This is a genomic window from Sphingomonas pruni NBRC 15498, from assembly GCF_001598455.1.
GTDB lineage: Bacteria > Pseudomonadota > Alphaproteobacteria > Sphingomonadales > Sphingomonadaceae > Sphingomonas > Sphingomonas pruni.
Genome location: NZ_BCYZ01000063.1, coordinates 1 through 15,468, shown reverse-complemented (window position 1 = coordinate 15,468; position 15,468 = coordinate 1). Strand labels below are relative to the sequence as shown.

At 64.6% G+C, this 15,468-nt stretch carries 10 protein-coding genes and 1 tRNA gene; 8 read left to right on the top strand and 3 right to left on the bottom strand.

Going from position 1 to position 15,468, the window contains the following annotated elements; genetic code table 11:
- Positions 1–20: 20 nt before the first annotated feature.
- The 5 genes from SPR01S_RS16440 to SPR01S_RS16420 all read left to right on the top strand — a co-directional run bounded on the left by SPR01S_RS16440 (position 21) and on the right by SPR01S_RS16420 (position 9,182).
- Positions 21–2,528 (top strand): ABC transporter permease, encoded by a 2,508-nt coding sequence (locus tag SPR01S_RS16440; RefSeq protein ID WP_066591334.1) that lies wholly within the window; start codon positions 21–23, stop codon positions 2,526–2,528.
- Between the two features lie 10 nt (positions 2,529–2,538).
- Complete coding sequence (locus tag SPR01S_RS16435; protein WP_066591332.1) at positions 2,539–5,040, top strand: ABC transporter permease; 2,502 nt, start codon at positions 2,539–2,541, stop codon at positions 5,038–5,040.
- Positions 5,041–5,254: 214 nt separating this feature from the next.
- The gene (locus tag SPR01S_RS16430; protein WP_066591330.1) at positions 5,255–6,889 is read left to right on the top strand and encodes a DUF4153 domain-containing protein; all 1,635 of its coding nucleotides are present in this window, start codon (positions 5,255–5,257) and stop codon (positions 6,887–6,889) included.
- Positions 6,886–7,599 carry a response regulator transcription factor gene (locus SPR01S_RS16425; protein WP_218016769.1) on the top strand — a complete coding sequence of 238 codons (714 nt, stop codon included), beginning with the start codon at positions 6,886–6,888 and terminating at the stop codon, positions 7,597–7,599. Before SPR01S_RS16430 ends, SPR01S_RS16425 begins: the two co-directional genes overlap by 4 nt.
- Positions 7,596–9,182 (top strand): sensor histidine kinase, encoded by a 1,587-nt coding sequence (locus tag SPR01S_RS16420; RefSeq protein WP_066591326.1) that lies wholly within the window; start codon positions 7,596–7,598, stop codon positions 9,180–9,182. The genes SPR01S_RS16425 and SPR01S_RS16420 overlap by 4 nt, the downstream gene beginning before the upstream one ends.
- Before the next feature lie 100 nt (positions 9,183–9,282).
- On the opposite strand, the gene SPR01S_RS16415 is transcribed toward SPR01S_RS16420, so the two are convergent.
- The 3 genes from SPR01S_RS16415 to SPR01S_RS16405 form a co-directional block, all read right to left on the bottom strand.
- Positions 9,283–9,359, bottom strand: a tRNA-Pro gene (locus SPR01S_RS16415).
- Positions 9,360–9,438: 79 nt separating this feature from the next.
- A complete protein-coding gene (locus tag SPR01S_RS16410; RefSeq protein ID WP_066591324.1) occupies positions 9,439–10,737 on the bottom strand; it encodes an FAD-dependent oxidoreductase in 1,299 nt (432 codons plus the stop codon).
- A gap of 66 nt (positions 10,738–10,803) precedes the next feature.
- The gene (locus SPR01S_RS16405) at positions 10,804–11,550 is read right to left on the bottom strand and encodes a penicillin-binding protein activator LpoB (protein ID WP_066591322.1); all 747 of its coding nucleotides are present in this window, start codon (positions 11,548–11,550) and stop codon (positions 10,804–10,806) included.
- Positions 11,551–11,771: 221 nt separating this feature from the next.
- Between SPR01S_RS16405 and pnuC the strand changes: the two genes are divergently transcribed.
- From pnuC to lepA, 3 genes are all read left to right on the top strand, one after another.
- The gene (gene pnuC, locus SPR01S_RS16400; RefSeq protein WP_245662054.1) at positions 11,772–12,407 is read left to right on the top strand and encodes a nicotinamide riboside transporter PnuC; all 636 of its coding nucleotides are present in this window, start codon (positions 11,772–11,774) and stop codon (positions 12,405–12,407) included.
- Positions 12,404–12,937, top strand: coding sequence for an AAA family ATPase (locus SPR01S_RS16395; RefSeq protein WP_066591320.1), 534 nt, complete (start codon positions 12,404–12,406; stop codon positions 12,935–12,937). Before pnuC ends, SPR01S_RS16395 begins: the two co-directional genes overlap by 4 nt.
- A gap of 695 nt (positions 12,938–13,632) precedes the next feature.
- Positions 13,633–15,444, top strand: coding sequence for a translation elongation factor 4 (lepA, locus tag SPR01S_RS16390; RefSeq protein WP_066591355.1), 1,812 nt, complete (start codon positions 13,633–13,635; stop codon positions 15,442–15,444).
- Positions 15,445–15,468: the final 24 nt, after the last annotated feature.

The window sequence follows — 15,468 nt, the reverse complement described above, 5'->3', positions numbered from 1 at the left end:
ATTCCGTCTGGAGAAGCTCGATGTGGCGCAACTACCTCACTGTCGGCATCCGCTCGCTGCTCAAGAGCCGCGTCTATGCGGTGATCAACATCCTCGGCCTCGCGATCGGGCTCGCCGCCTGCGTCCTGATCCTGCTCTATGTCCGGTACGAGGAGAGCTATGACGGGTGGATGAAGGGCGCCGACCGCGCGTATCAGCTCCAGACCTATTATCACGCCACGCCGCAGGGCGGGGAGGAAATGTATCTTCAGATGAGCTCGCTCGCGGCGGGCCGCGCGCTGGCGAAGGATTTTCCGCAGATCGAGAAAGTCGTATTCGTCCGCGGCTTTTCGCCGATCGTGATCCAGGATGGCGAGCCGTCGCAAAGCACGCTCAGAATGGTCGACGGCAACATCTTCGACATCCTCCAGGTCCCGTTCTTGAAGGGCGACGCGCACTCCGCGCTCAACGACGCCCATTCGATGGTGCTGAGCGAAAGCGAAGCGCGGCGGCGGTTCGGCAATGCCGATCCGATCGGCAAGACGCTGACGGTCGTCGATAACACCGGCAATGTCGATTACCGCGTCACCGGTGTCTTCCAGGACATCCCGAAGAACAGCAGCTTCAGCGCGACGATGGTCGCGCGGTTCGACATGGACGTCCAGTTCGCGGATCGCGCCCAGGTCCTGACCAATTGGGACGATCAGGAAGGCTGGCATTACGTCAAGCTTCGCCCCGGTGCCGACGTGGCCGCGATCATGGCCCAGTTTCCAGCATGGAAGAAGCGCAACATCCCCGACACGGTGGCCGATGGCCAGCGCTACAATCCGGGCGACGCGCAGGACTATAAGCTGGTCAATCTGCGCGACGTGCATCTCGGCAAGGCACAAAACGGTGCAATGACGCCCGGCAACGACAATGCCACGGTCACTACCTTCGCCGTTATCGCGTTGCTGGTCCTGGGCATGGCGTGCGTCAACTTCGTCAACCTGGCCACTGCGCGCGCATCTCAGCGGGCGCGGGAAGTGGCGTTGCGCAAGGTGCTCGGCGCCAGCCCGCGCCAGCTGATCATCCAGTTCGTCGGCGAATCGGTGCTCGTGACGCTGATCGCGTTGCTGGTGGCGTTCACCGCGGTCGAATTGATCCTGCCGTTCTTCAACCGCTTCCTCGATGCCGGCATCCAACTCCACTATCTCGGATCGGACGGCGTTTTGCTGCCCGGCATCGTGCTCGTGCTGATCGTCGGCGTGATCGGCGGTCTTTATCCGGCGGTGTATCTCTCGCGGTTCGAGCCGGCCAAGATCCTGAAAGCGAACAAGTCGGCGGCCGATGCGCAAGGCTCCGGGCGGCTGCGCAACGTGCTCGTGATCGGACAGTTCGCCGTATCGATCGCGCTGATCGTCTGCACCAGCGTGATCTATGCCCAGACGGTCTATGCCCGCACGGTCGATGCCGGCTATCGGCGCGATGGCTTGCTCCAGGTCGAAAATCTGACGTTCCGCGGCGTGTCCGACGATCAGGCGCTGTCGCTGGTCGATCAGATCCGCCGGCTGCCCGGCGTGCGTGCGGCGGCGGGTACGCAGATCGCGGTCGCCCCGGGCAACAACTCGATCTCAAGCTTCTACCTGCCGGGGAATACCAATGCGGTGTCGCTCGGCCTGTATGCGGTCCAGACCGGGTTTTTCCCGGCGATGGGGATGCGGATCCTGGCGGGCCGCGATTTTTCGCAAACCTATGGACGCGACGACGCAACCACCCCGCATCCAATGAATCCGGATGCCGAACGCGCGCTGGTCGCCCGCGGCCTCAACATCGTCGTTACCGAAAGCGCCGCGCGGCGGCTGGGCTTTGCCGATGCCCGCAGCGCGATCGGCAAGCAATTGTCCGGCGCGTTCACGCTTCCCCAGTTCGGACTGGTGCCGTGCACGATCGTCGGCGTGGTATCGGATGCGCGCTTCCGCTCGTTGCGCGAACCGTTGCAGCCCATCGCCTTCGTCATGCAGCGCAACGGGTTCAACCAGATCGCGGTGCGGTACGCCGGCGTCGCCCCAGGGACGATGCGGGACTCGATCGAGCAGCTTTGGCGTCGCCTGATCCCGAACGTCCCGTTCAAGGCGAGCTTCGCCGACGATCTGGTCCGCGAGCAATATGATCGCGAAACGGCGCGCGGCCAGTTGTTCGCCGCCTTTGCGATCCTCGCGGTGGTAATCGGCTGCCTCGGTCTGTTCGGGCTTGCCGCGTTTACCGCGGCGCGGCGGACCAAGGAGATCGGCATCCGCAAGGTGCTCGGCGCGCGTACGCTCGATATCGTCCGGCTGCTGGTCTGGCAGTTCAGCCGGCCGGTGCTGATCGCCAATCTGATCGCCTGGCCGGTTGCCTGGTGGCTGATGCGCGACTGGCTGAACGGTTTCGACACGCGCATCGCGCTCGGGCCGACTCCCTTCGCCGTTGCCGGTGCGCTGACGCTCGGCATCGCCCTGGCAACCGTCGCCGGGCATGCGATCCGCATCGCCCGCACCAACCCGATCAACGCTTTGCGCTACGAATAGGAGAGGCCCGATGTGGCGTAACTACCTGACCGTCGGCATCCGTGCCCTGCTCAAGAACCGCGTCTATGCAGTCATCAACATTGCCGGATTGGCGATCGGCCTGGCCGCGTGCCTACTGATCCTGACCTATGTTCGGTACGAGTTCAGCTATGACAATTGGCTGCCCGAGGCCGAGAACACTTACGAGCTGGCGACCGAATATCTGCCGTCACCGGGCGGACAGCAGCCGGGGGTTTCGCTGACCACCGCCTATGTCGCGGGCGGCGCGCTCAAGAAGGATTTCCCTCAGGTCGAGCGGGTAGTGTGGGCGTCGTCGCAGAACGTCACTTTCCTCCAGGACGGCACGCCGAGCGCCGCCAAGAAGGCGTTCGTGACCGACGGTCCGCTGTTCGACATCGTTCGCGTGCCCTTCGCCCGCGGAAATGCGGCAACGGCGCTCGACGATCCGCATTCGATCGTGCTGAGCGAGAGCGAGGCCGAAGCGCGGTTCGGCGACAGCGATCCGATCGGCAAGACGATCACCGTGTCGAGCGGCGACATGACCGCCGATTACCGCGTGACCGGCGTGTTCAAGGATCTGCCCAAGAACAGCCATTTCGACATGACCACCGTCGTGCGGATCGATCCGCTCGAGTATTTCCGCAAGACGCCCGATGTGGTGACGTCCTGGACCTGGTCGAACGGAGAAATCTACGTCCGGCTCAAGCCGGGTACCGACCCCCAGGCGATCCAGACGCAATTGGCCGCCTGGAAAAAGCGCAACATCCCCGATGACGTCGGCAGCAATCCGGTGACCAATCCCGGCCAATTCCAGGATTTCCATCTGATCAACGTGCGCGACCTGCACCTGAGCAAGGGGCAGGGGCAGGGGCGGCCCAACGGCAATCGCCAGTCGGTGCTGACGTTCGGCGTGGTTGCATTGTTGATCCTGGCGATGGCCTGCATGAACTTCACCAACCTCGCCACTGCGCGTGCTTCGCAGCGCGCCCGCGAAGTCGCGTTGCGCAAGGTGCTGGGCGCGAACCGGCAGCAGCTCATCACGCAATTCGTCGGCGAATCGATGCTGGTCTCGTCGATCGCGATGCTGATCGCGCTGGCCCTGGCCGAACTCGCCATCCGGCCGCTTAATGCCTTTCTCAATGCCGACATGGAGTTCAGCTATTTCGGGCTGTCGGGCATCCTCCTGCCGGTGATCGCGCTGACCGTGCTGGTCGGGCTGGCGGGCGGTCTTTATCCCGCTTTCTATCTGTCGCGATTCGAGCCGGCGCGGATTCTCAAGGCGAACAAGTCGGCGGCCGATGCGGAAGGCAGCGGCCGGCTTCGCAGCCTGCTCGTCATCACCCAGTTCGCGGTGTCGATCGGGCTGATCATTTGCACCTCGGTGATCTATGCCCAGACCGAATATGCTCGGAACCTCGACGCCGGATACAAGCGCGACGGGCTGCTCCAACTCAACGGTATCGCCCGCGCGCCGGTCGAGGCGGCCGCGCCGACATTGCTCCAGGAACTGCGCAAGCAACCGGGCATCGTCGACGCCGCACGCGTGTCACTCGGCATCGCGTCGGGCAACAATTCGACCACCGACGTCAACGTGCCGGGCGGCAAGCCGGTCACGCTCGGCGTCTACGGCGTCGACACCCATGCCTTCGACACGCTGGGGATGCGCATGCTCGCCGGGCGCAATTTCTCCGAAACGGTCGCGATGGACGATTCGACCCTGCCGAACCCGCCCGATCTCAACGCCGAAAAGGCGCTGGCGGCGCGCGGCGTCAACGTCGTCCTGTCCGAATCGGCTGCCCGGCGTCTGGGCTTCGCCTCGCCCGCGGCAGCGGTTGGCAAGCAGGTCCAGTACATCATCGCCAGCAATGAAGCGGGGCCGGTCACCGCCAATGTCGTCGGCGTGGTGAGCGACGTCCGCTATCGCTCGGCGCGCGATCCGGTGCAGCCGATCATCTATTATTACATCACCAACGGCGCCTTCAATCAGCTGATGGTGCGCTTCAGCGGTGATCCGCGGGTCGCACAGGCTACAGTCGAGCGTGTATGGAAGCGTGCTGTCCCCGGCCTGTCGCTCAATTCGCGCTTCGTCGAGGATATCATCCACGACCTCTACAATATCGATGAGAAGAGCGCGCAGTTATTCGGGATGTTCGCGATCCTGGCGGTGGTGATCGGCTGTCTCGGCCTGTTCGGGCTGGCGGCGTTCACCGCCGAACGGCGCACCAAGGAGATCGGCATCCGTAAGGTCTTGGGCGCACGCACCCGCGACATCGTCCGATTGCTGGTGTGGCAGTTCAGCCGCCCGGTGCTGATCGCCAACATCGTCGCCTGGCCGGTGGCGTGGTGGCTGATGCGCGGCTGGCTCAACGGCTTCGACACGCGTGTGACCCTGACGCCGCTGCCGTTCGTCGAGGCGGGCTTGCTGGCGGTAGTGATCGCGGCGGGGACGATCGCTGGCCACGCCGTGCGCGTGGCGCAGGCCAGCCCGATCAAGGCTTTGCGCTATGAATGAGCCACCGCGAAGCGGATTCGGACGCCGAGAGCGCCGCTTGCCGAGCTGAGTTGCGCCTTGGACTGTCGCTTTTCGCGCTCGCTTCCAATGAGGCGAGCGCAATGCGCCCTGCACCGAATCTGCACCAGACCACAGCAGAATCGCCTCAGGCTTCGCCGCACTGTATCGACGACGGGTCGCGACAGCTTTTCCCGACCAGCGGGGAGAGTCTGCGATGAAATGGCGCGTCGTATCGAGTTTTGTGGTGAAGGTAGCGGCGGCCGTCGCAATCGTCGCCTTGGGCGACGCATTGTTCTGGAACGCCAACGGTGTCGGTTCGACGCTTGGGGTGTTCGCGATCTTCTGGGCCGCGTTCACGCTGCTGCTGGCGCCGGCCAGCTGGCGCCGCGGCGGATCGATCGTTGCCGGCAGTATCGCCGTGGCCATTGCCGCGGTGATGATCGATACCCCGAGCTTGCTCGCATTGGTGCTGTTCGGCGCCGCGCTGGCGGTGGCGGTATTGCTGCCGCGGGCGGCCGCCTTTGACCATGTCGGGCGCTGGGCGGTGCGCCTCATCGCCTTCGGAATCGTGAGTTTGGTTGGGCCCCTGGCCGATCTATTGCGCCTCGCGCGGTTGGCGAGGAAGGGAAACAGAGGGGCAAGGATGCGTGGCTGGCTGCCGCTACTGCCCCTGCCCTTGATCGGAGGGACGGTATTCCTCGCGCTGTTCGCCAGCGCCAATCCGGTGATCGGCGACGCCGTGGCCTCGATCGGTGCGCCCAGTTTTGACGTCGAGAGCGTCGCGCGCCTGGTATTCTGGGGCGTGCTGTTCACGGTCACCTGGTCGACGCTGCGCCCGCGTCGGCTGACCCTGCCGTTTCCCGACAACCAGGCCGATCCGGATTTCTCCTTGCCGGGCATTTCGACCGGCTCGGTGACGCTCGCGCTCGTTACGTTCAACCTGCTGTTCGCGCTCGAAAATGGCCTCGATCTCGTCTTTCTGTGGAGCGGCGCACCGCTGCCCAGGGGCGTCACCCTGGCGAGCTACGCGCATCAGGGCGCCTATCCCCTGATCGCCACCGCCCTGCTCGCCGGGCTGTTCGTGTTGGTAGCGTTACGGCCCGGTTCGGAGACCGCGAAGGTGCCATTGATCCGCAGGCTGGTGGTCGTCTGGGTCGCGCAGAACGTATTCCTGGTCGCGTCCAGCATTCTGCGCACGCTTGACTATGTCGCTGCCTATTCGCTGACCGAGTTGCGCATCGCCGCCCTGATCTGGATGGCCTTGGTCGCCGTTGGGCTGATGCTGACCGTCTGGCGGATGCTGCGCGGGAAGAGCGGCGCGTGGCTGATCAACGCCAATGCCATCGCGGCGGGGCTGGTGCTGTTCGCCTGCACGATCGTCGATCTCGGCTCCGTCGCGGCGACTTGGAATGTGCGGCACGCCAGGGAAGTGGGTGGGCCAGGGCAGGCGCTCGATCTCTGCTACCTCAATCGCCTCGGTCCCTCGGCGCTGACCGCTTTGGTCGAGTTGGAGCAGCGCCCAGCTTTAGCTCCCGCTTTCGCTCAGCGGCTCGCCCGGGTTCGCGCGCATATCTACGATACGACCCAGGAGAGCCAAAAGGGGGCGGGGTGGACCTGGCGCAACGAGCGGCGGCTGATTCAGGTCGGCGCGATACTGGGCGCCAGCAAAATGCCTCGAACGCTCGCGATCGGTGGATACGGGGAGTGCGACGGTTCATTGCCTCCGCCGCCACCCAGCCCGAGCGCGGCCGTCCCGGCAACCGCGAATGCCGGCACCGACGGAGCCCCGGAATCGAACGCCGCGGACGACAATGTCGCGGCGCCATTGACGAACGAAGCGGCACGATGATCATGTGCCCCATGCCGCGCACGATCCTGATCGCCGACGACGATCCGCATATCCGCCAATTGCTCGCCTTCGCATTCGCCAAGGCGGGTCTGGAGACCGTCGAAGTCGAGGATGGTGCGGCGGTACTCGACACCGCGGCACGACAAAAGATCGACCTGATTGTTCTCGACATCAACATGCCGCGCATGGACGGGCTGGAGACGTGCCGGCGGCTGCGCGCGGAGGGCGACGTGCCGATCCTGTTCCTGTCGTCGCGTGACGATGAGATCGACCGAGTGCTGGGTATCGAGCTCGGCGCCGACGACTATGTGACCAAGCCCTTTTCTCCGCGCGAGGTCGTGGCGCGGTCGATGGCGATCCTGCGGCGCGCCACTTCCAAGGCGCCGCTGGTGGAAGCCAGTTCGCGGATCGACCAGGGCCGTCTGGTCCTTGACACGGACGGCTGGCGCGCGACCTGGGACGGGGCGGAGGTATCGCTGACCGTCACCGAATTCTCGATCCTGAAAACGCTCGCCACGATGCCCAGCCGCGTGTTCAGCCGCGATGCCATCATCGACCGGCTACACGGGCCGGGCTTCGCGGTGACCGATCGCACGATCGACAGTCATATCCGCAACCTGCGCGGCAAGTTCGCCGCGGTCGGGGGTGGCGATCTGATCGAGACGCGCGCCGGGGTTGGCTATCGCCTCGGGCCTTGCACAGGCGCGTGATCGGACGGCTCAAAACCCGGTTGAAGGCGCATTGGCCCGCGCTTCGATTGCGCACCATCCTGTTCGGCACCCTGTTGTTCACCGCGGCCCTTCCGGGCTTCGGGGCCTTGTTCCTGCGCGTCTACGAGAACACTTTGGTCCGCCAGACCGAGGCCGAACTGGTCGCGCAGGGGGCGGCATTGGCCGCCACGGCCGAAGCGTGGTGGCCGGGCGCCATTCCGCGCAAGGTGGCGCCCGATTACCGGTCGGAGGCCTCGACGATCGACTTGCGCGCAACGCCCGTGCTGGACGATCGCCCCCACGCTGCGCGTGCGACCGCGTCGCCGGACCCTAATGCGCTGGCGGTCGCCGTGCGTATCGCGCCGGTCTTCGCCACGACGGCAAACACCACATTGGCATCCATCCAGTTGCTCGACGGTAATGGCATTGTCGTGCTCGGCCATGAAGCCGGCGGCAGTTATGCGGCGATCCCGGAAGTGGCGGCCGCGCTCAAGGGGCGCGTCGGCACCGTCCTGCGCGAGAACGGGCAATATTCGCAGGTCTATGCCTTTGAATGGCTCAGCCGGGCATCGTCCTTGCGCATCCATCACGTCCGGCCGATCATCGTCGATGGCAAAGTGGTGGGGGCGGTCCTGCTGTCGCGATCACCGCGCTCGCTGTTTCGCGGATTGTACGAGGACCGCGGCAAGATCATCTTCGGCATCGTCGTCATTTTCGGGCTGCTCCTCGTGATGACCACTTTGGTGACCCGCGGTATCGCCCGGCCCGTGGAGGCGCTCGACAGGGCGACGCGCGACGTCGCGGCAGGGACGGGGAGCGTGCCCGATACCCCAGCGACGGCGGCGGTCGAAATCCGGCAGTTGTTCGACAATTTCCGCGTCATGGCGGCGGCGATCGATCGCCGGTCGCGTTATCTGCGCGACTTCGCCGCCGCGGTTAGCCACGAATTCAAGACGCCGCTCGCCGGGATCGCCGGCGCGATCGAACTGCTCGAAGACCATGGCGAGGATATGCAGCCGGCCGATCGCGCACGATTTCTCGCCAACGCCAAGGCCGATGCGGCACGTCTCTCGCAACTTGTCAGCCGGCTGCTCGATCTCGCCCGCGCCGACATGTCCGTTCCCGATCCCGGCGTTGCCGCGGATCCGCTTGCAGCGATACGACGGATTGCCGACGCGTTCGACGGCGAAGCCTTTGTCATGACGGTCGAGGCTCCCGATGCCGTACCCGCAGTGTCGATGCCGGGCTCCGCAATCGAAGCGGTGCTGAGCGCGCTCGCCGAAAACGCGCGCCAGGCCGGGGCGAGCACCGCGGCGGTGGCGGTCACGGTGGAAAGCGGTGTCGTGCGCGTTGCCGTCACCGACAACGGATCCGGGATCGATCCGGCAACCGCCGATCGCGTCTTCGAACCGTTCTTCACAACCAAGCGGGCAAGTGGCGGGACTGGATTGGGACTAGCAATCTGCGCGTCGCTGCTCGCTGCCGGGGGAGGGGAATTGTCGCTCGACCGGGACGTGACCCACGGTAGCCGCTTTGTCCTGACGTTGCCGACCGCCGCCGAAGCAGGGGCGTTGAAGGAATAGTGCGTTCTCGGCCGCCTCGGCGTTGGGTCAGTGGGAGCGCGGCCAGCATCGGCGGCGCCGCCGGGTGCTTCAACACGTCAAAGCGTATCGATTGAGTAGATGGTCGGGGAAAGAGGATTCGAACCTCCGGCCCCTGCCTCCCGAAGGCAGTGCTCTACCAGGCTGAGCTATTCCCCGACCGGCGCATCTCCGGGCAAGCCCGGCGGTGCGAGGGGGCGCCTATAACCATGCGGCTAGAGTCGCGCAAGCGCTTGTATTACTCCGCGCGCGCGGCCAGCATCGCGTCGATACTGGTGAACTTCTCGCGCGGGCTGCCGTCGCGCGCCGCCGAAATCTCCGCGGCCTCGATTTTCTGCCAGTCGCGGAATGTCACGATGTCGACATTGCGGTCGCGCAACAGCAGGTCGAGTCCCGCGCGGCCGTTCTTGCCGTAGTCCTCCGCCGTGTCGTCGGCGATCTGTTCGGCGATCATGAAGCCGTCGGGGCGGTTGGTCCCGATCGTGCCGGTCGGGCCGCGCCGTGCCCAGCCGACCGCATAGAGCCCAGGCGCGATCCGCCCTTCGTCATTGGCGAAGCGGCCGAGCTTGGCGTCATAGGGCACGCCCTCGATCGGCGGGGTGCGATAGCCGATGCAGCTGACGACCAGCGCGGCGGGGATGACGTACGTCTCTCCGGTGCCGTTGGCGCGGCCCTCATCGTCGATTGCGGTGCGCTCGACGATGACGCGTTCGACCTTGCCGTCGCCTTCGATCGCTATCGGCATCGCGTAGAAATCGAACTCAATCGTGATCGGTTTTTCGACGTCGCTGGCGGCGAAACTGCGCAGATGCGCGACCGACTTGCGCAGGCCGGGTTCCAGCGCTGCATCTTCCGCTTCCGGCGGCAGATCGGCGGCGTCGACGCGCGGCGCGGCGCGTTCGAGGTGCCCCAGCTCACCGAGTTCCTTGGGCGTCATCGCGATCTGGTGCGGACCGCGCCGCGCCAGGATGGTGATGCGCTCGTTCATGGCCCGGTCGAGCGAGTCGAGCGCATGACCGACGATATCTGAGCCCGAGAATTCGGCGCCGGTCTTGGCAAGCACACGCGCGACGTCGAGCGCGACATTACCGGCGCCGACGATCACCGCGCCGGGCCCGTCCAGCACGGGCGCGAGGTCGGCAAAATCGGGATGGCCGTTATACCAGCCGACAAAGGCGGCCGACCCGACCACGCCGGGCAGGTCGTCGCCGGGAATGCCCAAGGCGCGATCGGCCGGGGCCCCCGTCGCCAGCACGACGGCATCATAGAGGTCGAGCAATTCGGCGACGGCGACATCCTTGCCCACCGTTACATTGCCGACAAAGCGGACATTGTCCGACAGCGCGGTTGCCTCGTACCGGCGGGAAACGCCCTTGATCGACTGATGGTCGGGCGCGACACCGGTTCGGATCAAGCCGTAAGGGACGGGCAGGCGATCGATGATGTCGATCCTGACCTGGTCGCCGAACTGCTTCTGGCATGCTTCGGCGGTGTAGTAGCCGGCGGGACCCGATCCGACGATCGCAACGTGACGCATGTCCCCTCCTGATAGGTCAGGAGGGGAACCTAGCGTATCGCAATCCCTTGGCAACCCGCGTGCGGGCTACCGGCCGCCCAGCTGGTCGACCAACTTGATGTACGCATCCAGATAGGCGAGCACGATCACCTGGCCGATTTGCGTGTTCTGATAGCCGCCCCCGCCGGCCGAGGCGAAGCCGCCCCACCAACTGGCGCCGGTTGCCGCGCTGAAACCGACATCCGTCTTGCGATAATAGCCCTCGACGACGCTTTCCTCGGTAGTGCGCGAATCGACAACCGACAACGTGACGTTGGCTTCACCTTTCTTGATGTTGATGCCGCCGGCGAGCGAGCCGATCACGTTCGCGCCGCCGCCGCCGAAGCGGCTGAGCACGCCGCCGATCGCACCGCCGACATTGCTGCCGCCCGAATTGTCGTTCGTGGTGACGATGTTCGGTTCGAGCAGGAAGTCCGCCGCGCGGACCTGGCCCTTGCCCATGTTCGATCCAGCCTGCAGCTCGCCATTGTCGGCCAGGGCGCGCTCCATCGCACGGCTCTGCATCGAACGGCCGCGATTGACGAGCGTGAAGCAATGCGATTCCTGGACGAACACTTTCAGGATCGCCTCGGGGCTGCCCAGGTTGTACTGCCGCCACCACTGGTTTTCCGGCTCGACCATCGCGATCGTGCCGAGCGGCTTGGCGCAATGCGGCATTTCGCGCATGCCGCGATCCTGGTCCTTGCGGCCCGAGGATCTGTCGCGCTGGGCCATTGCCGGCGAAATCGAAAGCACCATCGCCGCCGCGGCGGCCACCAATGTCACCTTACGCATCTAATCCTCCCCATGCGCCGACGACCCCGGCGGGCGCGGCGCGGATGACCCAAGTTGCGCGGCCCGGCCCTTGCCGTGGCGCGACGCGTTGCGATGCGGGAGATGCGACCCGCCCTGCATCCTATGGCCGTTTCTAGCAGAGCAATTCCTGGCGAAATAGGTGTTTTCCGTCATGCATTTGGGCGCGACGCGACAATGGCGCGGCAGGGTAATCCTTGCCGATGGCGCGTGCGGCGTTATCGTCGGGCTTCATGGCATCGCTCGGCATCGTGCGTGAATTCCTGAGCGAGATGTCGCCGGTCGAGGGCGTCGCGGCGCTGTTGATTCTCGTGAATGTCTGGTTGATCGCGCGCCGGAACATCTGGAATTACGCCTTCGGCATCGCCGGCGTTGCGATCTACGCCGTCGTGTTCTTTCGCGCCAAGCTCTACAGCGACACGTTGCTGCAGGTCTTCTTCCTGATCGTCCAGGTCTATGGTCTGTGGCAATGGCGCCGCTCCCAGCGCGAGGCGGGCGAGGTCGTGGTCGAGCGGCTGACCATCACGGCGCGGCTGGGCTGGGCGGCGGGCATCCTCCTCGCCACCCTGGGCTGGGGCTGGCTGATGCACCGCTTCACCGATGCGTCCTTTCCCTGGTGGGATGCCTCGGTCGCGATGATCAGCGTCGCCGCGCAATATCTGATGTCAGTGCGCAAGCTCGAAAATTGGTGGCTGTGGATCCTCGCCAATATAGTCTCGATCGGCCTGTACGCGGCAAAGGCGCTGTGGATCACCACCGGCCTCTACGCCCTGTTGCTGGGAATTTCGGTGCTGGGGCTGGCGCGCTGGCGAGCCGCGCGGCAAGGGGCGGCGGCATGAAGCTTCGCTCGATCTGCCTCCACGGTCCGGAAAGCACGGGCAAATCCACCATCGCGGCCGAACTGGCGCGCCATTTCGGCTCGGCTTGCGTGGCCGAATATGGCCGTACCTATACAGAGGCGTTCGGCACCAGTTGGACGATGGCTGATCTGGTCGCGATCGCGCAGGCGCACGATGCCCAGACGCGACAGGCGATCGCCAGCGGACGGACGCCGGTCATCCTCGACACCGATCCACTGATGACCGAGGTCTGGGCGGAGATGCTGTTCGGGCGCCACGACCAATGGTTCGATTCGTGGAATGGCTTTGCGGACCTCTATCTGTTGTTCGACATCGACCTGCCTTGGGTCGACGACGGCACGCGGATGTTCGGCACGCCGGGAAAGCGCCAGCGCTTCTACGAGCTGTCGATGGAGGTACTCGAACGCCGCGGCGTGCGCTGGACGATGGTGAGTGGGGAAGGGGACCAACGCTATCTGACAGCGCTCCGCGCGATCCTCGGCACCGAGAAGTCGCTGTCGGGCGCCTAGGTCGTAGACTCATAAAGCGGCCGGTCGGCTAGCGACCCGATTGCAGCCACTGCAATCCTGCTTCAAACTGTGTGGGTGAGGTTTGCGCCATCACTCATTTTCGCAGGGTGCCTTTTCGGCATGGCGGGCGCGGTATACGCTGCGCGAACGAATGAATCGAGCGTTGCGGCGGTGAATATGAGCGGCGCGTTCGGTGATCGCGTCAAAGTGCGGGGCTATCTTCGACGTCGAGAGAGTATGGTCGATTTATTCGACACGATCGCAGCCCGAGATGCTGCCGACGGCAGGCAATGCGTATCTCTGGTGCTCAGTCGAGATCAACTCGAAGCGGTAAAGCGTTCGTCCAACGGCGCTCGATGGACGGTGGTCGGAACCATAACAGCTGATCCATTGGCGGCCGCGGGCGAGCCAGTATACAATGTCAGGATCGGCGGGCGGCGCTGGTATTATACGAACTGCACTAGTGGGAAGGTTGTCATCGTCAGAACAATGACCGCGAAATAGCCCGTCGCATTCCTTAACGTCAGTTGCGCCGCGTCGGTCGGATGGGCTTCCCACCCATTGTCGGCCGTCTAGCCCCCATACCTAGAGCAGTCGTTTGTGGGTTCACGGCTTAGTTCGGACCCTTGCCCTTTGGTGTTTTGTTTCGCGCCTGCTATCGGCGCGGCAATTCCCTCTTCATTGCAAAGATTCCCGTGTCCACGCCGCTCGACAAAATCCGCAATTTCTCGATCATCGCCCATATCGACCATGGCAAGTCGACGCTCGCCGACCGCCTGATCCAGGCGACCGGCGGCCTGTCCGACCGCGAGATGTCCGAGCAGGTGCTCGACAATATGGACATCGAGCGCGAGCGCGGCATCACCATCAAGGCGCAGACCGTGCGGCTGTCGTACAAGGCGCAGGACGGCGAAACCTACACGCTCAACCTGATGGACACGCCCGGTCACGTCGACTTCGCCTATGAAGTGTCGCGCAGCCTGGCGGCATGCGAAGGCGCGCTGCTGGTGGTAGACGCCGCGCAGGGGGTAGAGGCGCAGACGCTCGCCAACGTCTATCAGTCGATCGAGCACGACCATGAGATCGTGCCGGTCATCAACAAGATCGACCTCCCCGCCGCCGAGCCGGAGAAGGTCAAGCTCGAGATCGAGGAAGTGATCGGCCTCGACGCGTCGAACGCGGTGCTGACCTCAGCCAAGTCGGGCATCGGCATCGCCGAAGTGCTCGAGGCGGTGGTGCAGCGCATCCCGCATCCCAAGGGTGATGCCTCGGCGCCGCTCAAGGCGATGCTGGTCGACAGCTGGTACGACCCGTATCTCGGCGTCGTCATCCTGGTGCGCGTGATCGACGGCGTGCTCAAGAAGGGCCAGCAGGTTACCTTCATGCAGGCCGGCACCCAGCATCTGGTCGACCGTGTCGGTTGCTTCCGGCCCAAGATCGAGCAACTGACCGATCTCGGCCCGGGCGAAATCGGCTTCATCACCGCGCAGATCAAGGACGTGGCCCAGGCGCGCGTCGGCGACACGCTGACCGACACAAAGAGGCCGGCCGCCGCGCCGCTGCCGGGCTTCAAGGAAGTCCAGCCGGTGGTATTCTGCGGGCTGTTTCCGGTCGATGCCAATGACTTCGAGAAGCTTCGTGAGAGCATTTCGAGATTGCGCCTCAACGATGCCAGCTTCTCGTTCGAGATGGAAACCAGCGCCGCGCTTGGCTTCGGCTTCCGTTGCGGCTTCTTGGGGCTGCTCCACCTGGAGATCATCCAGGAGCGGCTGACGCGCGAATATGATCTCGACCTGATCACCACCGCGCCGTCGGTCGTCTATCAGATCGAGCTGGCGCACGGGCAGGGCCATATCGAGCTGCACAATCCGGCCGACATGCCCGATCCCAACAAGATCGCGCTGATCAGCGAGCCTTGGATCGAAGCGACGATCTATTGCCCCGACGAATATCTCGGCTCGATCCTCAAGCTCTGCCAGGACCGGCGCGGCATCCAGAAGAACCTGACCTATGTCGGCGGCCGCGCGCAGGTGACCTACGAGCTGCCGCTCAACGAAGTCGTGTTCGACTTCTACGACCGGTTGAAGTCGATCAGCCGCGGTTATGCCAGCTTCGACTACCACCAGATCGGCTATCGCGAGGGCGACCTCGTCAAGATGTCGATCCTGGTCAATAACGAGCCGGTCGACGCGCTCAGCATGATCGTCCATCGCGGCACCGCCGAGAGCCGCGGCCGCGGCATGTGCGAGCGCCTGAAGGATCTGATCCCGCGCCATCTTTTCAAGATCCCGATCCAGGCGGCGATCGGCGGCAAGGTCATCGCGCGCGAGACGATTGCCGCCATGCGCAAGGACGTTACCGCCAAATGTTATGGCGGCGACATCACCCGCAAGCGCAAGCTTCTGGAAAAGCAGAAGGAAGGCAAGAAGCGGATGCGCGAATATGGTTCGGTGCAGATCCCGCAGGAGGCCTTCATCGCGGCTTTGCGCATGGGGGATGAGAATTAGGACCGGTCATCCCGGCCTTGTGCC